The organism is Paraburkholderia sp. J67 (assembly GCF_905220265.1).
Classification (GTDB): Bacteria; Pseudomonadota; Gammaproteobacteria; order Burkholderiales; family Burkholderiaceae; genus Paraburkholderia.
This window is the reverse complement of record NZ_CAJMZK010000002.1, coordinates 254767-277387: the sequence shown is the minus strand read 5'-3', so window position 1 is coordinate 277387 and position 22621 is coordinate 254767. Positions and strand designations below refer to the sequence as shown.

Sequence of the window (22621 nt, the reverse complement as noted above, 5' to 3'; positions counted from 1 at the left end):
CAGGAGGCCCACATGCTCGCGACCGACGGCATCCGCCGCGGCAGCGACCCTGGAGCCCTCTGACTGACGGCCTACCCATGTCCCGCACACTTTTGTCGCTGGTCGTACCTTGCTACAACGAAGAAGACGCCCTTTCCACGTTCTTCTCGCAAGTCGTCCCAGCCCTCGAAGCCATCGACGAAACCGATTTTGAGATCGTGTGCATCAACGACGGCAGCAAGGACGGAACGCTGCCCTTGCTCGTGAGCATCGCCGAAACCAACGCGCGCGTGCGCGTCATCGATCTCTCACGCAACTTCGGCAAGGAAGCGGCGCTCTCCGCCGGGCTTGCGGAGGCGCGCGGCGACATCGTCGTCCCGTTCGACGCCGATCTGCAGGACCCACCCGAAGTTATCGCGAGACTAGTGAGCAAATGGCGCGAGGGGTTTGACGTCGTTCTCGCCAAGCGCTCGGATCGCAGCTCGGACAGCTACCTGAAGCGGCAATCCGCAATGAGCTTCTACCGCCTGCACAACAAGCTGGCCGACCTGAAAATTCCCGAAGACGTCGGCGATTTTCGCCTGATGACCCGCGAGGTGGTCGACACGCTCAATGCGCTGCCGGAGTCGCGGCGCTTCATGAAGGGTCTGTTCGCCTGGGTCGGCTTTCGCACCGCCGAGGTCACCTACGTGCGCAACTCGCGCGTGGCAGGCCAAACCAAGTTTTCCGGCTGGAAGCTGTGGAATTTCGCGCTTGAAGGCATTACCAGCTTCAGCACCCTGCCCCTGCGCATGTGGACGTATTTCGGCCTGTTCGTTGCCGCGACTTCGTTCGTCTACGCCGCGTACCTCGTGATCCGCACACTCGTGCGCGGCATCGACGTACCGGGCTACGCGTCGATTTTCGTGTCCCTGCTGTTCTTCAGCGGCGTGCAGATGATCGGCATCGGCGTGATCGGCGAGTACATCGGCCGCATCTATATCGAATCGAAGCGCCGACCGCTCTATGTGATTCGCCGCCGATACGGGCGCGATGCGTGACGCAGGCCTGACACAAATCGAGCGCGCATAAAAAAACCCGCATTTCTGCGGGTTTTTTCTTTTCGGGCAAGGAAACACGCCTCGCGGCGTATTTCCCGCACGTCGATGTAATCGGGCGTGAGCCTTGGCTCTGCCTGGGACCGGAGTAGGTGCTGAAGCGCCAACTCCGGATCGCAATTACATGTCCATGCCCATGCCGCCCATGCCGCCGGGCATGCCACCAGCCATCGGTGCATCTTCCTTCGGCACTTCTGCGACAGCTGCGTCCGTCGTCAGCAGCAGGCCAGCGACCGAAGCTGCATTTTGCAGTGCGGTGCGCGTCACCTTCGTCGGGTCGACCACACCAGCTTCAACCATGTCGACGTACTCGCCCGTCGCTGCGTTGTAGCCGTAGTTGCCCGAACCTTGAGCAACCGCTGCCACGACGACCGACGCTTCTTCGCCACCGTTCGTGACGATCTGGCGCAGCGGCTCTTCCATTGCACGCAGGACGATCTTGATACCTGCGTCCTGGTCTGCGTTCAGACCCTTCAGGCCCGAAACTGCAACGCGAGCACGGATCAGCGCAACGCCGCCGCCCGGGACGATGCCTTCTTCAACGGCAGCGCGGGTTGCGTGCAGCGCGTCTTCCACGCGTGCCTTCTTTTCCTTCATTTCGACTTCGGTCGCAGCGCCAACCTTGATCACTGCAACGCCGCCTGCCAGCTTGGCAACGCGCTCTTGCAGCTTTTCACGGTCGTAGTCCGACGTCGCTTCTTCGATTTGCGTGCGGATTTGCTTGACGCGCGCTTCGATGTTCACGGCTTCGCCTGCGCCGTCGATGATCGTCGTGTTTTCCTTGCCCACTTCGATACGCTTCGCTTGGCCCAGTTCGGCCAGCGTTGCCTTTTCGAGCGTCAGGCCGGTTTCTTCAGCGATGACCTGACCGCCGGTCAGGATCGCGATGTCTTCCAGCATCGCCTTGCGACGGTCGCCGAAGCCCGGAGCCTTGACAGCAACGGTCTTCAGGATGCCGCGGATGTTGTTGACGACCAGCGTTGCGAGTGCTTCGCCTTCGACATCTTCAGCGATGATCAGCAGCGGACGGCCAGCCTTCGCGACTTGTTCCAGAACCGGCAGCAGATCGCGGATGTTCGAGATCTTCTTGTCGAACAGCAGGACGAACGGGCTTTCCAGCACGGCGACTTGCTTGTCCGGGTTGTTGATGAAGTACGGCGACAGGTAGCCGCGGTCGAATTGCATACCTTCGACGACTTCCAGCTCGTCTTGCAGCGACTTGCCGTCTTCGACGGTGATGACGCCTTCCTTGCCAACCTTGTCCATCGCTTCAGCGATGCGATCGCCGATCGACGTGTCGCTGTTTGCCGAGATCGAGCCAACTTGCGCGATTTCCTTGTTGGTCGTGCAAGGCTTGCTGATCTTGCGCAGCTCTTCGATTGCTGCTGCGACGGCCTTGTCGATGCCGCGCTTCAGGTCCATCGGGTTCATGCCCGATGCGACGTACTTCATGCCTTCGCGGACGATCGATTGCGCGAGGACGGTTGCCGTCGTCGTGCCGTCGCCTGCGTTGTCGCTGGTCTTGGAAGCGACTTCCTTGACCATTTGCGCGCCCATGTTCTGGAGCTTGTCCTTCAGCTCGATTTCCTTCGCGACCGAGACACCGTCCTTGGTGACCGTCGGGCCGCCGAACGAGCGCTCGAGGACCACGTTGCGGCCCTTCGGACCCAGCGTGACCTTCACTGCGTTGGCGAGAATGTTCACGCCTTCAACCATCTTCGAACGGGCGGAATCGCCGAACACGACGTCTTTAGCTGCCATCTTTTAACTCCTGGGAATTCTTGAATGTAAGCGGTGGGCTGAACTTACTTGTTCACCACAGCCATGATGTCTTCTTCACGCATCACGAGCAGTTCGTTGCCATCGACCTTGACGGTCTGGCCAGCGTACTTGCCGAACAGGACGCGATCGCCGACCTTGACGTCGAGTGCGATCAGAGCGCCCTTGTCGTCGCGCTTGCCCGGGCCCGTCGCCAGAACTTCACCCTGGTCCGGCTTTTCTGCGGCTGCGTCCGGGATCACGATGCCCGAAGCGGTCTTGGTTTCTTGATCAAGGCGCTTAACGATCACGCGATCATGCAAAGGACGAAGGTTCATGGATAGATCCTCTCTCTTGATTGGGACTTGAAGAGATTCAAGAAAACCTGGCTGCCGATGACCGCCAGCCAGAGATGTTTGTGCACCGAGCGTTGTTAGCACTCTCATGCGGTGAGTGCTAATTATATGGACGGGTAGTGACAAATTCAAGAACGGGGCAAAAGGGTTTTTTTGAGCGCCCCGAAGTGGGAATTTTGGTGCTCGATCACGCGTACGACGAACGGCCAGATCGCTCTCCAAGAAGAACATTTACCCTTAATAAACAACGCACTAAGGCATCCACAAGGCTGCATCTGTGGCCCTCGCAGGGCGTCGATCGAGCGTCGCGGCAGGCTCGCCTCTCACCGTGCGACAACCGATGCGGCCTTACCTGGGGAATTCCCGCACGCTGCCTCAAATAATTGGGGCCTGATAGCGTGCCAGTCCGATACGCCCCAAAACACCTTCGGGTCAATTCGACGATTGCCCCCTGACCTTGACTTCGTCCATGCAACGGCGAAAGCCCGCGAACCGTGCAAGGCGAGCGACTCTGCCTATTAGTAGACGCGGTCGGCTCCTCCGAAGAACCTCATCCATCGCCGCTAAATCTGAATAGCAATCAAGGTGTTATTGCATTGCATAAACATTCAAGTTATTTGACGAACAAAATTTTCACGTCGACCGCCAACACAAATGACGAAACACGCTTGTTTGCAATGAATTTTACGAATTGAAAAAATAATCAAGAAAGCAGAATAGAGACGAATTGTAATGGGCCTTATTTTGTTCGACAGCCAACGTACAAAAACAAAACGCCATGGGAGAATAAAACTGCTATTTTATTTATACGATTGATCGCCTTGATCATGAAAAATAAAGCATGCAAAACTCTCGCGCCAATGCTTGACCTCGAGATTGAAAAAATAGAGCGATCGGCATGCCGGTCGGTCGACATCGCATCGATCCCGGACGAATCCACCAGAAAGGTATTTGAATCGAGTCTTGCCTGGCTTGAAAATTTTGTCATGAAGCCCCACGCTGAATTAGGCCGACGGGGAGAAGTATGTCCGTTCGCCAAGCCGGCTCACTACAGAGGGTCATTGGTCTTTTGTGCCTGGAATGCAGAGGACCTATCGTTCGACACGTTTCTAAGAATATTAAATAGCCTGCCCGCGGTTTATTATCGAATCCTCACCCAAAGCCGTCTCGACGCGCGTTTCTTTTCGGTCTACATCCACGTAGACAATCTAAAAGAAGAACAATATTTTAAATACATCGACGATGCGCACTCATTGACAAAGCCTGGCTTCATGGCAGCCGGATTGATGATTGGCGAATTTCACCCTCTAAGCAAAACTGAAGGAGTCCACTCGAAGGCATTCCGGCCAATGCGCAGCCCGCACCCGGCATTCGTCCTGCGAGCGATCACGCCACACGACGCGCTTTTCATTGACCAGGACAACAGCCCTGCCGAAGTGCGCCTGCGCGAACTATTGAGCTACAAACAGTGGGTTGAAAAAGCGCTGCCCGTCGGCGAGCGCCTCAAAATCGATACAAGGATTGCGGAACTCAGCCGGGCATCAGGGAAGCCAGCCTGATCGCAGCGCCACCCCATTCACGCCCAACCACCGTCAGCGCACAACTTTGCCGCGACTGGCGCGGACCCACAGCGGTTGCAACCAGCCCGCGCGGGGCGCCACCGTATCCGGAACGTCGACTCGCACGGTATCCGGCATCTTCTCGCGTAAAAAGCCTTCGAAATGAGCCATCACGACTTCACGCGCCCCGCGCGAGAACAGCGCGTGATCGACATCATCAAGTATCTTTACCTTAACGTTCATCAACGTTTCAAGGTCGCTCCCATTGCGCCCAAAGTGGCTCGCCAGTTCGTCGAGCCCCGCATCGAGCGAGCCATACACCAGCGACGTTCGAACACGCTTGCGCTCGAGATTCATCAACAGTTGCCGGATCGCCCCCGTCGAAGTCTTGACGTCCAGCCTGCGTCCGAACCGACTGCTGGCAAGCGCGCTCAATCGCACGAACCCGCGGCGCGCCAGTTCAATAGCAATCGCCCGGCCATTTGAGCGACCGGTCAATAGCCTCATCCATTTATAGGGAGTCCATATCGACTTCCAGTACACGCGACTGGACTCGATAAAGTGAGCGCCCGGCCTGGTTTGCGGGCCGCCCCAGAAGAAGAACGGCAAGTTGATCGACATGCAGCCGACCACGCCAGGATGCGCCAACGCCGTATGAATGCTGACGTATGCGCCCGAACAGACGCCGAACGTGACGACGTCCGCATGCCCGGCCGCCACCAGCCACTCCACTCCCGCTATCGCGTCGATGACCGCGTGACGGGAATAGACGTCTTCGAGCGTCGGCGACTCCTCGTGACGCAGGCTGTCACCGATACCGCCCAGGTCCATGCGAAGCGAGGCAATACCTTGCCCCGCCAGACGCCGCGCCATCAGCACGGCAAGTCGCCCGTCACCGACGCGATGAGCGCCGCCCGAATTGACAATCAGCACCGCAGGAGCCCGCTCATGCGCGCCACGCGGCTCGCAAAATACCCCGACGTAGCGCCCGTTACCGAACACCACGGGCCGCTCATGCCCTGCCGCAATATCGATCCGCGCATCGGCGGCCGGTGCGAGCAGTTCCGCGACTGGCAGCGGCGTCGCCCCGGACTGAAAGCCGAGCCATTCGAGGACGCTGCCGAAAGCCCGTAGCGGCGGCGCACTAAATCGCGGGTCGACCAGAAAGCGGTCGTACTCAGGAAGAATCTGGACGTCCACGCTCGCACCGCCGCGACGATACAGCTCGACCAGCTGTTTGGTCGCCGGACTGTCGCAAGTCTCCTGGATCAACACACGGGACGCGGGAATCCGCTCGCGCTGGATCAGATCGACAACCGCGAGTTGCTCGACCGCGTCGCCATGCAACTGGAATCCAAACGCTCCCACGGCCCGTACGTCGCCCGCTACCGGGCCGTCGGCGCAACTGCCCGGCGTCTTGAGCCAGCTATGGTGCTGTATGCCCAGCTCGCGGATATAGCGCCTGCCCGACACGACAGGCATCATCAGGATCAGTCCATCGACGTGGCCTAGTTCTTCGGCCGCCATCACCGCCAGTGTCGCGCCAAGGCGCAGGCCACACAGAACAATACGAGTCACACCGGCGACGTCGCGCAGATAACGCGTTGCAGCCTTGATGCTGTCGATCCATGCGCGAAAGCGCTGCGGGTCTTCCTCGTTGCCCTGCGAATCGCCCGTGCCCGGATAGTCGAAACGTAGCGTAGGCAGACCGCCCGCCACCGACAAGGTTTCCGCAAAGTCCCGCCAGCCGCGGTGCACGCATAGCGCGTCATAACCGAACGGATTGCACAACACCACACCGGTCGTGGCGGCTTCTCCTGCCGGCAGATGCAGCGATCCATAGCACCCGTCGAAGGTAACGGGACGCATCACAGGTTTGGCGTTCATGACTATCGTGACGCAGCGGCATACTGCCTGTGAGCCAGGCTTTTTTCCTGCACTAGTGGGGCGAGCGCGTTCGCGAGCGAATCAATCGATCGAAACAGCTCAAAGGTAATCAGCGCTTCCGGTATTTGCACGCTTAACGCGTCTTCAATGGCCAGCATCACACGAAGCGTCCCGAACGAAGACAGACCGGCGGCGTACAGGTCGTCGGTATCGCTCAACGTTTCGACCGCCACATCGATGCAAGCGGTCTCCGAAATAATGCGGCGCAATTCAGCCTTCATATGGGTCCCTTTCCATGCCTGTTCGTCAGGCTTGTTCTGCATGCGTTTTTCCTGGCGCTAAAGCTCCCCCGCCAGGCTCCCCGGAACAAACCTCACGCGGCGACCAGCCCGCGTGCACACAATCCAGCCAGCGCTTTTCTGTCGATTTTCCCGTGGGCATTGAGCGGGAAAGCACCGACGACAATGATTCGCTGCGGCACGGCACACGCCGGCAAGCGCTGCCGACACGCCCTCAAGATCAACCCCGTCTCTACCCGTGCGTTCGTCACGAAAGCAACAAGGCCGAGCGAGCGCCCCGCTTCATCGACCGGCCACGGAACTACCGCACACAACGCGGCCTCGCTGCACGCCTGCACGACATGCTCGACCGCTTCCAGTTCGACCCGGTTGCCGTGAATCTTGACCTGCGTATCGAAGCGCCCCTGAAACACGATTCCGTATTGCTCGCTCATGCTCACGGCGTCGCGTGTTCGATACCAGCGTTGCGCGTGTCGGCCGGGAAACGTCTTCGCGATGAACCGGCTATTGCCGGGTTCATCGCGAGACAAATAGCCAGAGGCGAGCTGGGGTCCGGCGATCAACAACTCGCCCGTCAATCCGATTGCGACGGGTTCGAGTTCGTCATCGACGATCATCAGCTCCACGCCGGGTAGCGCCGAGCCGAGCGGCACGGCGGTCTGCTGCTCATCGCCGAGGAATGCGGCGTCGACCTCGAAGCACGTGCAGGCAATGGTGGCCTCGGTCGGCCCGTACATATGGAGGAGCCGGCTATTCGGCGCGGCGTTCATCCACGCCTGCGCCAGCGAACGCGACAACGGTTCGCCACCGAACGTGGAAACCCGAAGGCTCGGGAATGCACCCGGCGTCAGCTTGCGCATCTGCTGCAACAGGCCAGCGACAGAAGACACGCTATTCCAGTGTGTAATCGCGTGACGCTTGATGAAGTCCGCGTTGTAGAGAGGATCGACCGTGGCAGGAACGCAGAGGCAACCGCCATTCGCCCAGCAGACGAACATTTCATGGACGGAGGGATCGAAGCTCAGCTCGCAAAACTGGATATAGCGAGCATCGCGCACCTTATCGCCCATTTGCAATTGGCCGCTCACATACGCTTCGGCGTTCGCATGAGAGATCGACACGCCCTTGGGAGCGCCGGTCGAGCCTGAGGTAAACAGCACGTACGCGGCGTCGTGCAGGCTGCCCCCATGTTGTGTATACGGTGCAGCGGGCAGTAGATGCCATTCCGCACTCATGGCGGGCAAAGGCGAGCCATCCGCTTCTTCGTCCAGCAGGAAGATCTGTGGACGTTCTTCGAGCAACGCCAGCACTTCATCGAGCAGTGCTGCGCATTTTCGATCGACCAGCATCAACGGCGCGCGGGACTGCTCGATGATGGCGGCGTGCCGTGCGGCCGGAACGTTGGGGCTAAGCGGGACGTAAGCCATGCCTGCGTCGAGTATGCCCAGGATACCGACGTAGGCGGCAACGCTGCGATGCGCGAACAGCAGGCAGCGGTTGGCGTCGATGGAACGTGCAACCGTAGCCAGTCCAGCAGACACGCGACGGGCCCGCATTTCGATTTCGCCGTAGCTGTACAGACGCTCATTGACCAGTAGCGCGTGGCTGTCCGGTTCGCTCGCGGCAGAATCAAAAAAATAGGTTTGCAACATCTGACGACCTCGGTCATTCCCGGGAAAACGAGGACCGCGACCGCAATACGACGCCAAGGCGTCTGCGGCATGCGCCCCTGTCATCCATCGACGATATTCACAGGTCACCCTCTTTCCAGAGAACCGGTCGCGCCGCTTCCCTCCTCCCCGGCAACCTGCAAACCCCCAAGTTGACAACTTGTAATGAAGGATAAATTCTGGAGTTGCCGAATTCCGTGCGATACCGCGCGCAACTTTCGTCTTGTCGGACGATTTTCAACGGTCACCCCGACGACGGCAGCGGCCTGACGGCCAGGGTTGCGCCATGTCCATCGAATCAAAGCGACTCTTCTACGCCGCCCCGCCGGGTGAGCATCAGTTGACGGAACCATCCCGTAACCCTCGCCGTATATTGCATCGAGGGCTTCTCGATCAGTCTGAAAGTCGCAAAACAGATCACCACGAGGACCGGTGTTACAGCCAGAATCAAGAGCCAATACCCAGAAGGAGACAAGAGCGACGCATGTCGCCTTCCGATGATGAAATTAAAGAAAGTGAACAAGACAAACCCATGCAGGAGATACAGGCTGTATGCCATCTCGCCGAGTGTGCGAGAGAGCGTACTGCTCAATGCACCAAATAACGTTGCACCACCCGCAACCAAAGCAAAACTCACCGAGAGCAGTATGAATGGGAATCGTGAGTACGCCGTCGGGAAAAACGTGATCGCTATGGCGAGTGCGACAATCACCACGACAGACGAAGATCTTCTGGCAGCAATCCGGGTAAAAGCAGGCTGACGAACAAGCAACGCCGAAACGGCCCCACTAACGAACGCCATGACGTGCACCAGCGACCCAGGCATTGTTGCGAATCCCCAAACACCAATCAACGCGATGAGCAGTGCCGGTATTGGCGGAATGACACCAAAGGCAACGGATAGCAGCGGGAGGCAGAGGTAGAACATCCACTCGTAGCAGAGTGACCACGTTACCCCTGCAACGATACCTGCCGTTCCATCGACTCCATTCAGATCCGGTGCACCGAAGATCGTAAAACCTAGCCACTTCAATGCGCCGGCTGCAAGTGCGACAGGCGATTCGTTCAGCGTGAATGCGGAAATCACGGCAACCATCATGAAAAGCAGCACCATTGTGAACAAGTACAAGGGTGCAAGACGCAAGATTCGGGAAACATACAGCTTGACCCAGTCGATGCCTTTTCTTCTATCCTCAATTATTTTCGTGGAAAACAAGAATCCGGTAATCATGAAGAACAGCGTTACGCTACTTTGTCCAAAGTGAATAAAAAAATTCGACGGAGGATTTTGCCATTCCGACGTTTTTAGATAAAAATACCAGACACAGGAATGATGTATAAATACAAAAAAAGCCAGATAGCCACGTAACCCATCAATGGTTACAAAGCGTCCCTCCTCGTTCGCACCACCAAACCGCCAGGACAGAAGTTTGACAGTCGCTAGCGCAAGCAATATCGCCGCAATGACGGGCAGTGGACTAGTAGGGGTGAACATTCGATTCGACCTTTTGGGAAAGTCAAATTAACGCCGGACCGGAACGAGCATACCCTTCTTTCCAGGCAGGACATCAACCACTTGCGCGGGAGTGTTGCCAAGCCCTCATTGGTCTGCGTCATGGGCGAGCCAATGACACAGTGGATCCCAATAACCTGGTCAGATTCAATCCTGACGAGCGCAACTGAAAGTGCGAATACGCACAGACCCGGCTCCAGTCGATCGGCAAAATCCCTGGTGATCATACGGTCGGGCTGTCACCACATAATTGCCCTCTAACCTCTTCCAGCCACCATGGGACAACCCGCCCCCAGCCTCCGGCAGACCCCCGACGTCCCGATGCTCCCGGACGCGTTTACCGCATCCGTGATCGTCATCTACGTTGCCGGCGTGCTATTCGGCCCCATCGTCAACGGCCACGATACGTATGTGTCTTTTTCCCATATCGACATATGGGTGAATGCGCTTCGCGCGGGCGATCTGGTGTCGATCTGGACGCCTGCCGATGCAAACGGCTTTGGCTCGCCCGTGCCGTTTTTCTATCACAAGCTGTTCAATATCGTCGCCGCGGTATTCACGCTTTTGACGGGCGACGTCGTGACGGGCGCCCGGCTCGCAATCCTGTTCTTTGCGGCACTCATGTTTTACGGTGCATCGCAGTGCGCGGCCCGACTGGGCGCCGATGCCCGCTCCCGACACATCATCGCGATCGCAAGCGTCCTGTCTCCTTACGCCGTCCTCTGCGTAACGCTGCGCGGCGCGTATGCCGAATATTCCGCGATGACCCTCGTACCCTACGGCATCGCGCTGACCCTCGACTTCTTCAACAAGCGGGCGCGCGCCTGGCACGCGATCGTGCTCCTCATCCAGTTGCTGCTGATCGCCGCCGCGCATGTCGTGACCTTCGTCTTCGCGGATGGTCTGCTGATCCTGTGCGCGTTGTATCTGCTACTGCGCTCGCCGCGGCAAGGCCTGCCTTTACTGGCTGTCGGCGTCAGCGCCGTGCTCGCATTCGTCGTGCTGATCTATGTGCCATTCGTGATCTGGAGCGCCTACTTCTGCCCGGGTCAGGCCAGCATCCACGGACTCACCGCGGACAACGCGGTCGCGTTCTATCGCATCTTCTCGCCCAATCCGGGATCATGGTTCGGGTGGCCCGTCTCCATGCTGGTGGTGGGACTTGCACTCCAGATGCGACGCCGGCGCGACCCGCGCTCGACCACAGTAATCGCAACCGGCGCCATTGCCTGCGTGCTGCTCGTTATGACGACGCAACTCGCTTCGCCACTATGGCGGCAATTCCCCGTTTTCGGATTCATCCAGTTCCCGTGGCGGCTGCTGTCCTTGATCTCGCCGATCGCCTTCGTCGCGTTCGCCGGGGTGATCGAGCAACTCAAGCCTGCAACGAAGCGCAAAGTCCAGATCGCGCTGCTTGCAATCACCCTGATCAACACCGCCGGCCTGCTCCATGCGCTCAAGGGCGTGTTCACGCTGATTCCGGTCGCGGAACTGAGGCATCAGATTCCGACGGGCGGTCCCGGGCCCGATGCGGGCGGCGAATACTTGCCGGCGCGCTACCAGGCACAACTCTCCGCGCTCCCCGACCTGTTCAAGGTCGGTGCGAACGCCGTCCTGCCCGCGCGCCGGCCGCTGGTCGAAAGCACCGGGGACTGCACGTTTAGCACGCTCGCGCCCGTCAATTACTTCCGGGAGCTACGGATCGATGTCCGTTGCCAGTCGGCTGGCGTCGTCACGGTCAATCAGTTCGACACACCGTTTCTTGACGTCACGGCCAGCGATCACAATGGCGCAATTTCCCGGCCGCAAGGCGGGACGCCATTCATTACGCTGCCGCTTTCACCCGGCGAATGGGTGATCCGGGTCAGGCAACGGACCTATATGGAATTGGTGGGAATGGCGTGGAGCAGAAAGCTCCACACATGGAGCGGGAAATTTTGAACGGCCGGAGATCCTGCCGCACTCCTGAATGCCGCGAACGACACCTCCCGTCCGCCAGTATCAACCCGCATCTCGCTTAAGCCGCCGCATCGAGCAAACGCCCGATGCCGCCGTCGCAAACGCGGCAGCGTGATGGACCTCGCTAAAGATCTATTGGCCGACGCCCGCGCTAGTTTCGCGCGCCTTGAACGTCCAGACGGAATTGACCGAAAACGTCAAAAGCAGCACCACGGCCGTGGCGATCAACTGTGCAATGAGGTAGTGGATGCCGACGGGTCCAGTGAGGCACGCCATGACGAGCGCATTGACCAGAATCCCCGCGCCTGCGGTCATGGCGAATTTCGGCAACGCGGCCGTATGGCGCGCGTTCGACTTGAACGTGATGCGGTAATTCAGCGCGTAATTGACGACCGCGCCGACGACCGCCCCGGCCACCGATCCAGCAACCGGCCCCGCAACGCGAAGGTCGACAGCGCCGACGAGGACGGCGTATTGCGCAAGCGTGCCGACCGCGCCGATCGCCGCATAGGTGACGAACCGCGCGGCGCGCCTGACGTTAAACATTGCCAGCGCTGACGACGTTGACGGCATTCACCGCGGCAGGCACCTGATAGCGGTTTCTGACGAGATAGACGGGACGCTTCTTCGACTCGGCGTAAATACGCCCGATATATTCGCCCAGTACGCCGATGCCGATCAACTGCACGCCGCCCAACAGCAGGGTCACCGTGAGAATCGACGCATAGCCCGGCACCGCGATGCCCAGAATCAAGGTTCTCGCGATGATAATCGCTGCGTACACGAACGCGGTCATCGCCACCGCGGAGCCGATATACGTCCATACGCGCAGCGGCAACGTGCTAAAACTCGTGAATCCTTCCAGCGCGAAATTCCACAGCTTCCAGCCAGAAAACTTCGTCTTGCCGGCCGCACGCGGCTCGCGCACATATTCGACCACGGCCGTGCGATAGCCGACCCATGCGAACAACCCCTTCATGAAGCGCCGGGTCTCGGGCAACTGCTTGAGCGCATCCGTGACTTCACGCGTAATCAGCCGAAAGTCGCCGACGTTGTCCGGAATGTGCGTGTCGCACACGGCGTTGTGCATCCGGTAGAACAGCGACGCTGTCCGCCGCTTCAGGAAGGAGTCCGAATCCCGGTTGCTGCGCCGCGCGAGCACGACGTCGTAGCCTTCGCGCCACTTGTCGATGAGCTGGGAGATCACGGCCGGCGGATCCTGCAAATCCGCGTCGAATGGAATCACGATGTCGCCTCGCGCGTCGTCGAGCCCGGCGGACAATGCGGCTTCCTTGCCGAAATTGCGTGTGAGATCGATCACGCGAATGCGGCCGTCGGCGCGCGCGCGGGAGAGGAGCAGACTCAAGGTGTTGTCGCGGCTGCCGTCGTTGACGCAGACGATCTCGAAGGTCAAGCCATGCAGCGATTCGAGGATCGGCAGCGTGACGTCGAAGAACGTCGAGATCATCTCTTCTTCGTTGTAGAACGGCACGACGAGCGACAGCAGCGCGGTCGGGTCCTGCGCCGCGCTTGCCGCGAGACGCGTCACCGCGAAATCGTCGCCGGCACCCGCGGGGGCCACGCGTCGCTCACGCAGCAGCGGTGCGTCGAACAAGGGTTCACGGCCGATAAAGTTCATAGTCCAACGCTCCTCATAGAGCCGCGCCACAAGCGATAGCAACATCGCGCCGCATGGGTTCGCCCGCGCGCAGCCAATCCACCTCTGGAGGCAATGTAGTCCAGAACGTCGGCACAGTTTGTGGGTCCGCCCACACTGAGTGAGGAGTCGCGCGGTCTGGCGACGAATGCCCCCAAGTGCCGGCCAATCTTCAGACCATCCCAACCGTTAGCCAGAGTACAGAACGACGTCGCGAATCCCGGCATGATCGAGCAGGCTGGCATCCGATGCGATACCACGCAGTGTCGCCACGTCGAATCGAAACGAAGACCGCTTCACATGACGCAACCGTTCGATTCGCACCGCTCACAACGATAGGGGTACACGATGGGCCCATCCCTGACCAACCTGGAAGTTCACGAGCCCTGGCGCATCGTTCCTATCGTCGTCCTGCTGTTGCTGCTGTTCTCGACACGCCCGTTGCGATGTCTCGACGAGCCGGCCGCGCCAGGCGAGTCCCGTTCGGGCACGATCGACGGTTTGAGGGCCTTTCTCGCGCTGGGCGTCTTCTTCGCCCACGCATCCGGCTACTACATCTACATGACGACCAGCACCTGGGGACCGGGACCGAACCGTTTCTTCAACCAGCTCGGCGACGTTGGCGTCTTCCTGTTCTTCATCATCACAAGCTTTCTGTTCTGGGGCAAAGCGATCGCCGCCACCCGCCGTATTCACGAACCGGCCGAATACCGGCGCTACCTGACGTCGCTGTACGTGGCCCGATTCTTCCGCATCGCCCCGCTCTACTACTGCGCGATTGGCACGATGATCGTGCTCACGCTCTCGGCGACGGGGCTTCGCCTCGTCGTCAGTCCGATTGCCTTCGCGAAGGAAATCATCAACTGGCTGCCGCTCGGGCTTGGGGCGAGCGTCTGGATCAACGGCTCCGACACGCCACCCGTGACCGTCGGCATGGTGTGGACGCTGGCGTGGGAATGGTATTTCTACTTTTCCCTCGCCGCGCTATCGCTGCTCGCGTTCTCCAGGACACTTCGCCTGATCGCCCCGGCACTCACGCTGGCCATCGCATTGGTGGCCGGCCTGCACTGGCACATCGCCACGGGCTTCTATATCGCGCTGTTCAGCATGGGGATGATTTTCGCGACCCGCACCGCCAGCGGCATGAGCTTGCGCAAGCTGCCAGAGCCGCTGGGGTCATTCGTCGCCGCCGCGCTGATCGCGCTCGCCTACTTCGGCGTCGGCGGCCCGCGCTCCGGCTTCCAGCTCGTCTGGATTGCCGCGTTCTTCTATCTGGTGATCAGCGGCTGCGACCTCTTCGGGCTTTTGAAATCGCGTGCAGCACAGCGACTCGGCACGATCAGCTACAGCATCTACCTCATGCACGGCCTCTGCCTGCACGTCGTCTTCTCGATCGCGCCGATCCGCACCTTCGCGTTCGCGTCGATCACGCAATACTGGCTAGCCGTCCTGTTGGCCGCCATAGTCACGATCGGTGTGTCGACGCTGACTTTCCTGCTGATCGAGGCACCCGGTATCCAGCTCGGCCGCCATGTGCTGGGCAAGCTCCGGCAATCCCGGGGCGCGCGGGAGGCACAAGCCACCCCGATCGCGACGTGAGCGCCGATTGTCGATTGAGAGAGATTGAGAGAGGGCGTCGAAGAGCGAGGGCCTGCGAACATCGGGCCCTGCATCCGGATGCTCGTCGATTGCGGGCGTTGCGCGTCTACGCGCTCTCGCCATTCACCGCCACCGACGCATAACGGCCACCGAAAAACACCAGCGGCGCATGCTCGTCGAGCGAGAACATCAGGACCTCGCCGATGAAGAGCGTATGGTCCCCGCAAGGATGACGATCGACCACGCGCGCAGCGAAACGCGCCACCGCGCGATCGAGCAGCGCGATCTCGGGCAGGCCGTCCACCGCCGCGAATTGTGGGGCAAGGGCCTGCTGCACGTCGCCGGCGAAATGACGACTGTGCTGCTCCTGATGCGCCGACAGCACGCTTACGCCGAAATGCGAGCGCTCCATCAGGCGCTCATGCATGTGCGCCTGATGGCCCACCGATACGACGATAAGCGGCGGTTTGAGCGAACCCGACATAAAGGCATTGGCCGTCATCGCATGCAGCGTGTCGCCACTGCCGCTCGAGATCAGCACGACGCCCGTCGCGAAGCGGCCCAGCGCGTAGCGAAAGCGCCGCTCGTCGAAGGCGTCGTGCTCATGCGGGTACACATCACTTGCGGGTAGCGTGCGGGCGTTCATCGTCGGCTCCGTGCGTGCTGCCGAATATCAGTCAGTCCGGGTCGAGCGGCCGGCGTGCGATGAAATGCAGCCACCAGGCGTCGCTCGATTCCGCGTTGTCGGCAATGCGATTGCCCTCGCAGCTGCCGAACACCGCATCGGTTTCGAAGCCGATCTCCGCGAGTTGCCGGCGCTGCTCTCGCAACGTCGTGTAGACGATGACAATGCCGAAGTTGTGCGCAGCCGCCGTCATGATCGAATAGCCTTCGAAATCGCGGTTCATGGGCGCGTGCCGCATGTAGTTGAACCCCGCGACCGGCAGACGCACGGCCGAGCGCGCGACACGCCAACCCAGCTTGACCGGATTGAACGTGAAGCGCGGCAGCAGCTTCCAGATGGTCTCGCCGTAGCCCGGACCATTACGGTTGTGCGACGAGAAGAAGATATAGCCGCCTGGCCGGACCACGCGATACATCTCCTTGAGAATCTGCACGCGGCCTTCGTAGTCGACGGCGTCGATGCCGTTCCAGCTAAACGCCACGAGGCCGAAATGACTGGACGGAAGCTCGCGCATATCGCGCGCATCCATATGTCGCAGGTCGGTGCCCGGAAAGCGCTGGCGCGCGAGCACGATCAGTTTTTCCGTGTAATCGACACCCACGTAGTCGCTCGAAATCGACTTCATCAGGCCGATCGTACGCCCCGCACCAACGCCGATGTCGAGCAGCGGCAGCCCTGCGCAGCGTGGCGCGAGCCACTCGAACGCGGCCTGTTCGCCGCGATCGGTATACCGCTTCTCTAGTGTGAACTCGCGCAGGGCATCGCGCGTCGTCCACGCGACACGATTGACGCGATCCAGCTTGGATTGATGACTCACTATGGCACTCCGTCAAGATCGCCTCACGTCGGAGGTCTTGGTAGGACATCTCCGGTCAGCGAACCCAGACCGGCAGCGATTTTGCTTCGGATACCGCAGCACCGGCACGAGGCGCGGGCCGCATCAATTGCATGAATAACCAGCTTTGCGCATCGGCCATCGTGGTTTCCCGCGCCTTGCGGGTGAACAACGCATGATCGAGTTTCGGCAAGGTCGCGACCTGTACGCTGCCATACCGCCGCAACGCGCCGAGACGGCTGCCGAACTGCACGCGGGCTTCATCGAGGCCGACATCGAAGTCGCCGTAGACGAGCCGCAAGTTCACCCCTTTTTCGTGCACGGTACGAATCAGCGCGCGCACGTCGTTGGTCTTCACGGGCAAGCCCGTTGTCTGCTCGATCCAGCCCGTTGCGTTGAGCCACGCCCTGCGCGCGATGCGCTGACCCAGCACGCGGGCGACACGCAACGGGTGACTCTGGCCACGCAATGCACGGCGCCATTTCTCTGGCGTCGCCGCGGCACGCATATACACCTTCGACGACGCAAAGCCGTGTTCGCCCGGGTTTCGACCCGCACCGTCCCAGATGAACTTCTGAAGGTTCACGCCGTACGAGCCGATGATGGCCGGATGGCGCGCGCACGCCTGCAAGCCGACGAACGCCCCGCCACAGACACCGAACGTAGCGACTCGCGCATGACCGCGTGCGACCAGCCAGTCGACACCCGCCATTGCGTCGCGGCACGACGTCTCCGAGTAGATCGTATCGAGCGTGATTTCGCTGGCTGCGGGCATCGCGTCGCCCAGCCCGCTCAGGTCCATGCGCAACGAGGCGATGCCGAGCGCCGCGAGCCGGCGCGCGAACAGCACGAAGATGCGCCCGTCACCGATGTGATGGCTCGCCCCTGTATTGAAGAACAGCACGGCGGGAGCGTCTGCGTCGCCGCTGCTTCGCCGATGATCCGGTTCGCAGTAGATGCCGAAATACTGACCAAACACCACGTGCCGCTCCGTTGCGGCGACTTCGGCGATCCGCAACCCTGAGGCATCCCTGTCAACCGCTTTCGCGTGTCCTGTTGTTGCACCACCGCTGAGAGCGGGACCTCGTGTGAGCCATGCGGCAACCTTTGCGAACGCTTCGGCCGGCTCCACGCTGTAAAGCGCCTCGATCACAAACGTATCGCGCTCGTCAAACCCGTCGCGCTGCGCGTCGACGCCGTGGGCCACATAGTGTTCGACGAGCGCCGACACGCGATTGCGGTCAGCCGAATCGAGCACGAGCACCCGTTGCGCCGGGTGCGTCGTATCACGCTGCAAATCGATCCCGGAGAGCCGGGCGATATCCTCACCATGCAGGCCGAAGCCGAACGCTTCGACATACTGGTCGGCATCCGAAAGCGGATCGGCATTCAAGCCGCTCGGCGTGCTTAGCCAGCTTTGGCGATGCGCGCGCAACTCGCGGATATAGCCACGCCCAGCAATAGGCGGCGCCAGCAACACAAGGCCATCGATATCGCCCAGACGCTGCGCCGCGAGCGCGGCCAGCGTCCCACCGAGCCGCAAGCCGACAAGCGATACGCGGGCCACGCCCGTCGATCCACGCAAATAGCGCACCGCTGCGACGATGCTGTCGATCCACGCGACGATACGCCCCGGATCGTCTTCGTTGCCATCCGAGTCGCCCGTGCCGGGATAGTCGAAACGCAGCGCCGGCATGCCCGCTGCGGCGAGCCGCTCGGCCAGCTTGCGCCAGCCGCGATGGGTGCAAAGCGCGTCGTAGCCGAACGGATTGCACAGCACGACGCCGTGATCACCCGGTGCGGGATGCAGCCACCCGAAGCACCCGTCGAATACGACTGGTTTCATCGAAAGTCCTCATACGCGATAACCGGCACCCGAATGCGCCAGGAGGAACCGTTGCAATCCGGCCGTCGTCCCCGGTGCACACGTAGACCGGTCGACGCACGTCCGCTGTCGAACTTATTAGACCAACGCTCGCCGCCGTTCTCTGTTCGCCCGCCCACACGGAGTGCGGGTACACACCAGGAGCGCCGCATGCGTGCTTCAACCGAAAAGCGCCGCAAGCCTTGCGCGCCAGGCTTGCGCCGCCAGATCGAGCCAGTTGCGCTGCTTGACGGTGATGGTCCACTGCCCGGCTGGCAGGGCGAATTCGATGAATGGACTGGCCTGCGACGGATAAACCGTGGCCGCACCATTCGTTGCTACGCTCTCGAGCATCGGTGAAGAAAACTGATTGATGCGTAGCGTCCCGTCGGCGGCGCAACTCACCGGCAATTGCAGTACGTGCAGCGTCGCCGGATGCGCCATAACCGGAAAACGGCAACCCTGCGCTTCAATGAACGGCCCCGGCGCGGGCAGGATCGCGCTGACCGGGGTCTTGAACACATCGATGCCGGCCAGCGCCTGACGGTACGACGCCGGCAGGTACTCGCCCCCGGCGTCCGGGCCAATCACCTGGCGCGGCGGAACATCACGATTCAATTCCGCATATGAAATCGTCGGCGTGGCTGGCGCATAAGGCGACTTCGCGTGCAGGAAGATATTCGACGTGCGAGCGCCCATCACCAGGGCAACGACCAAAAGCGCGGCTTGCGCGTAGCTCCTCGTGCGCGGCGGGAATTGGGCGAGCAACCCGGCAATGGCGACGAGGCATAACGGCGTGGCAACCGACATCAGCCGAAACGGGAACTGGATGAATTCGAGCGGTCCACCCAGCGCCCAGAAAGGCCGCGCGATCCATGTGGTCATCAGCACAAGCAGAACGCTCAGGCAACCGAGCACGAAGGCAATCCGCACGCGAGAATCGCCACGCCGGTCGCCACGGAAAACGCAAAACGCCATGCAGGCCATCAATGCAAGAAATGGCCAGCCGACCGGAGAAAGCGGCGAGTACGAAAGCACGTCCCGCAGACTGGAAAGATGGTTCTCCACCCCACCGCCAATGAAAGCCTGAGCGGGCGAAAACCTGGCACTCCAGAAACTGAATGGAACATAGAACAGCCCGACGTAGACGAGCGCAGCAAGCGCCGTCGCGATCAGTGCGAGATGCGAGCGGCGCGCAACCAGAGACAGATAGATGACCACCGGCACCACCACGCCGAAGGTCATGGCCGCCACGAGGACATGTGCGAGCATCACCAGCACCAGCATCGCAAACAACGCCGCGGCATCCTTTACCCCGAAACGGCCCTTGAAGGCTTCGATAACCGGCGCCAGGACAAGAGGAATCAGTGTCGCGCCGCTGAAATCCGCAATGGTGCCAATGCCGATCTTGAGCATGTAATACGGCGCGAACAGCGAGACGGCCGCCATGACCAGAGACGAAAGCGTACTCGCCCCCAGGCGCCGCGCGCACAGGTAGACACCGCCAAAAAGCACCGCCGAGAACACGAGGATCGTCAACCGGTAACCCGTGACGATATCGCCACTCGCGATGGTCAGCGCCGCGCCGACCAGATTGAAGAGCTTGTGATAGAAAAACGGCAGCGGCGACCCATATCCGTTCGCATCGAGCGGCGTCCAGGTGGAGAGCAGTTCGTGGGCCTTGAGCTCCGCCGTCCACACGTAGAGATGCGAGAACGAGAGATACGTGTCCCATCCGCGCATGGTCGGCCCGGACAGAACGAGGAACAGGTATGTGAGCACCGCGAGGCCCGTCAACCCTATGCACAGCCAGACGGGCCACGCGGGCGACGATTCCTGCTGAATGACGCGGCGCCCGAGATCCGGCGAGATGGCATCGATGGGTTGGGACATGGTCGGCGAAAGGCGTGGGCTCAGACGAGTTCAGGCGATACAGCGCGACGGTCGCACCGATCGGCCTGCGGTGTGCGATCCGAATGCGTGCGTGGCGTGACGACGACAACGTGGGCATATTGCGGTGCGCAAACGCAGCAGTCTGTGCCCGGTCGCACATTGTCGGCGGCCTGAGAGCCAGCGGTGAGGGCGGCGCCTCCCCGGTGCATGCGTTTCACGCATAACGGCCGGCGAGCGGATTGTGAAACTCACCCGCGCTCATCGACAAGCACGCCGCTCGAAAAGCGACCACTCGCCCGCGCCCTTCACAAGCGCGACCTCGCACTCGTCGTTTTTGAACATGCCAGCCGGAAGCGGCTCGGTATGGTGGACGAAAAAGTAGCGATACGTGCGTCCCTGCACCGCATACCAGTCGAATGCCTCGGGACGATCCAGTATCAACTGACGCATCTGTGCCGGCAGTCGATCCGATCTGAAGCGGACAATCTCCGGCAGAAAAACAGCGAAATTGAAATCCACGAAACCGCCCTTTTCCACCTGATACCAGAGCGGATAGTGAAGGTAGGTATAGCCATTGTGTATCACCGAGCTTCCCGGCTCGAGCACAAGACTGAGTGCGCGCTGGTCAGGCTCAGCCGCGTCAAGCACGGTCTCGAAGGGAGCACTTTCTTGCGCGAACTGATATTCGCGTACACCGAGGACGCAGAGATAGGCCCAGCAGAACAACACGACAGCGGTACGCACAAACGACGCTGGATCGAGCCATTGGGGCCGCCTCGATGAAGCCAGCTTCTCATCGGGTGTGGGCTCACGAAATATCAGTGCATACGCGGGCAGAAGAAAAATGGCAAAGCGGTGATACAGCGCCGCCGTCCCGAGCGCAACGGCCGGCACGCCAAACCAGATGATGACGAGCGCCGCGATCATGGCGAAAGCAGAAGGATCTCGCCGGTTCAATCTGGCGCCCATCAACCAGGGCGCCACCAGCAGAAATACCGCCCCCAGTGAAAAGTACCAATCCTGAGCTGTCGTCGCGACGGTATAGCCCAGGAACGTGAAGCTCCGGTGCCAGCCATAGGGGTCGCTCCAGTCCCATGCCGCTCCGTTGACTTCGTCGCCAACCGCTTCCGGCACCAGGAGATCGTTATGGTGAAGTGCGACGAAGTAAGTCAGTGCCAATAGCCCAAGGACCGCATACGGCGCCAGCGCCGCGACGATCTGCCCAGGCGTTTTGCGAAAACACGGGATGAACGCGGCGCCAACCGCGCATGCGAACAGAAATACGAGTCCGTGGGAAAAGAACAGGCCGACTCCCGCGAGACAAAGAAGAAAACCGCCTGAAATTCCCGACGAACGCGCAAACCGATGCGCGACGATCAGGAACAGAAAGGCAAGCGGCGTCGCGATCAGAAACGTGTAGAAACCCCATTGGTAAACGAAGCCGAAAAAGCCAGGCACGCATAGCCAGCGCAAACGTCTGTCGGCCTTGAATTCGTCGCACAGTTTGAAGCCCGCCGCCACGTAGCCAAAGAACGCCAGCATCATGACAAGCTTCATGGCAGTCAGGATCGGCATGGCGACCGAAAGTGCCAGCGCCAATCCATAGCCGATCAGGTAGGGCGTGAAATAGTTGATCCTGACCAGATCGCTCCAATGCGATGTCCCGGCAATCAGATCGCGAAAGAGCGCTACCTGCGCTGCGTGCTGCGGGACATCCACCATGGCGGGCCGCGGCGCAATCCAGAACAGGATTCCGGCTATCGCGACGGTCAACGATAAAAGCAGCCCGTCCAGTCGTTCACCGGAAATCCAGCCGATATTCGAATTGCGAGCATTAGGGGCATTAGTGGCATTGGGCACGACGCTCATAGGTAGTAGCCTTGCAGATGCGGATAAACGCTATGGACAAACGTGCCCGGGCAGCACAGAGACGGAAGAACGTAGAAACGGTCGGCCAGTCGGCCCTTGAATCAATGATCAAGGTGTCGACGTCCAGCCTGGACGCGGTGCG

General features: G+C 60.5%; 17 protein-coding genes. 4 read left to right on the top strand and 13 right to left on the bottom strand.

Annotation, left to right across the window (positions count from 1 at the left end):
* Positions 1 to 77: 77 nt before the first annotated feature.
* Positions 78 to 1019: a glycosyltransferase family 2 protein gene (locus U5782_RS05205; RefSeq protein WP_322042757.1), complete on the top strand. Its 942-nt coding sequence runs from the start codon at positions 78 to 80 to the stop codon at positions 1017 to 1019.
* Positions 1020 to 1196: 177 nt separating this feature from the next.
* On the opposite strand, the gene groL is transcribed toward U5782_RS05205, so the two are convergent.
* A complete protein-coding gene (groL, locus tag U5782_RS05200) occupies positions 1197 to 2837 on the bottom strand; it encodes a chaperonin GroEL (RefSeq protein ID WP_322042756.1) in 1641 nt (546 codons plus the stop codon).
* A gap of 44 nt (positions 2838 to 2881) precedes the next feature.
* Entirely contained in the window at positions 2882 to 3172 is a 291-nt protein-coding gene (locus U5782_RS05195) for a co-chaperone GroES (protein WP_028218320.1), read from the bottom strand.
* An 845-nt stretch (positions 3173 to 4017) separates the two neighbouring features.
* Between U5782_RS05195 and U5782_RS05190 the strand changes: the two genes are divergently transcribed.
* Positions 4018 to 4749 carry a DUF6875 domain-containing protein gene (locus U5782_RS05190; RefSeq protein WP_322042755.1) on the top strand — a complete coding sequence of 244 codons (732 nt, stop codon included), beginning with the start codon at positions 4018 to 4020 and terminating at the stop codon, positions 4747 to 4749.
* Between the two features lie 33 nt (positions 4750 to 4782).
* Here the strand turns inward: U5782_RS05190 and U5782_RS05185 are convergent, their stop codons facing one another.
* The 4 genes from U5782_RS05185 to U5782_RS05170 form a co-directional block, all read right to left on the bottom strand.
* Positions 4783 to 6636 carry an esterase gene (locus U5782_RS05185; RefSeq protein ID WP_322042754.1) on the bottom strand — a complete coding sequence of 618 codons (1854 nt, stop codon included), beginning with the start codon at positions 6634 to 6636 and terminating at the stop codon, positions 4783 to 4785.
* 2 nt (positions 6637 to 6638) lie between these two features.
* A complete protein-coding gene (locus U5782_RS05180) occupies positions 6639 to 6917 on the bottom strand; it encodes an acyl carrier protein (RefSeq protein WP_322043077.1) in 279 nt (92 codons plus the stop codon).
* Between the two features lie 92 nt (positions 6918 to 7009).
* Complete coding sequence (locus U5782_RS05175; protein ID WP_322042753.1) at positions 7010 to 8587, bottom strand: amino acid adenylation domain-containing protein; 1578 nt, start codon at positions 8585 to 8587, stop codon at positions 7010 to 7012.
* Between the two features lie 316 nt (positions 8588 to 8903).
* Positions 8904 to 10100, bottom strand: a complete 1197-nt coding sequence (locus U5782_RS05170) for an acyltransferase (protein WP_322042752.1) — start codon at positions 10098 to 10100, stop codon at positions 8904 to 8906.
* 339 nt (positions 10101 to 10439) lie between these two features.
* Here U5782_RS05170 and U5782_RS05165 point away from each other — a divergent pair, with 339 nt between their 5' ends.
* Positions 10440 to 12059 carry a hypothetical protein gene (locus tag U5782_RS05165; RefSeq protein ID WP_322042751.1) on the top strand — a complete coding sequence of 540 codons (1620 nt, stop codon included), beginning with the start codon at positions 10440 to 10442 and terminating at the stop codon, positions 12057 to 12059.
* A 150-nt stretch (positions 12060 to 12209) separates the two neighbouring features.
* On the opposite strand, the gene U5782_RS05160 is transcribed toward U5782_RS05165, so the two are convergent.
* Together U5782_RS05160 and U5782_RS05155 are read right to left on the bottom strand one after the other, a co-directional pair.
* Positions 12210 to 12623, bottom strand: a complete 414-nt coding sequence (locus tag U5782_RS05160; protein ID WP_322042750.1) for a GtrA family protein — start codon at positions 12621 to 12623, stop codon at positions 12210 to 12212.
* Positions 12616 to 13716, bottom strand: a complete 1101-nt coding sequence (locus U5782_RS05155; RefSeq protein ID WP_415914252.1) for a glycosyltransferase family 2 protein — start codon at positions 13714 to 13716, stop codon at positions 12616 to 12618. Before U5782_RS05155 ends, U5782_RS05160 begins: the two co-directional genes overlap by 8 nt.
* A 435-nt stretch (positions 13717 to 14151) precedes the next feature.
* On the opposite strand from U5782_RS05155, the gene U5782_RS05150 reads away from it, so the two are divergent.
* Positions 14152 to 15333, top strand: coding sequence for an acyltransferase (locus U5782_RS05150; RefSeq protein ID WP_322042749.1), 1182 nt, complete (start codon positions 14152 to 14154; stop codon positions 15331 to 15333).
* A gap of 106 nt (positions 15334 to 15439) precedes the next feature.
* Here the strand turns inward: U5782_RS05150 and U5782_RS05145 are convergent, their stop codons facing one another.
* The 5 genes from U5782_RS05145 to U5782_RS05125 all read right to left on the bottom strand — a co-directional run bounded on the left by U5782_RS05145 (position 15440) and on the right by U5782_RS05125 (position 22479).
* Positions 15440 to 15979, bottom strand: a complete 540-nt coding sequence (locus tag U5782_RS05145; protein WP_322042748.1) for a flavin reductase family protein — start codon at positions 15977 to 15979, stop codon at positions 15440 to 15442.
* A gap of 31 nt (positions 15980 to 16010) precedes the next feature.
* Positions 16011 to 16835 carry a class I SAM-dependent methyltransferase gene (locus U5782_RS05140; protein ID WP_322042747.1) on the bottom strand — a complete coding sequence of 275 codons (825 nt, stop codon included), beginning with the start codon at positions 16833 to 16835 and terminating at the stop codon, positions 16011 to 16013.
* A gap of 55 nt (positions 16836 to 16890) precedes the next feature.
* Entirely contained in the window at positions 16891 to 18699 is a 1809-nt protein-coding gene (locus U5782_RS05135; RefSeq protein WP_322042746.1) for an alpha/beta fold hydrolase, read from the bottom strand.
* A 198-nt stretch (positions 18700 to 18897) separates the two neighbouring features.
* Positions 18898 to 20610, bottom strand: a complete 1713-nt coding sequence (locus U5782_RS05130) for a 6-pyruvoyl-tetrahydropterin synthase-related protein (RefSeq protein ID WP_322042745.1) — start codon at positions 20608 to 20610, stop codon at positions 18898 to 18900.
* A 258-nt stretch (positions 20611 to 20868) separates the two neighbouring features.
* Positions 20869 to 22479: a hypothetical protein gene (locus U5782_RS05125; protein ID WP_322042744.1), complete on the bottom strand. Its 1611-nt coding sequence runs from the start codon at positions 22477 to 22479 to the stop codon at positions 20869 to 20871.
* Positions 22480 to 22621: the final 142 nt, after the last annotated feature.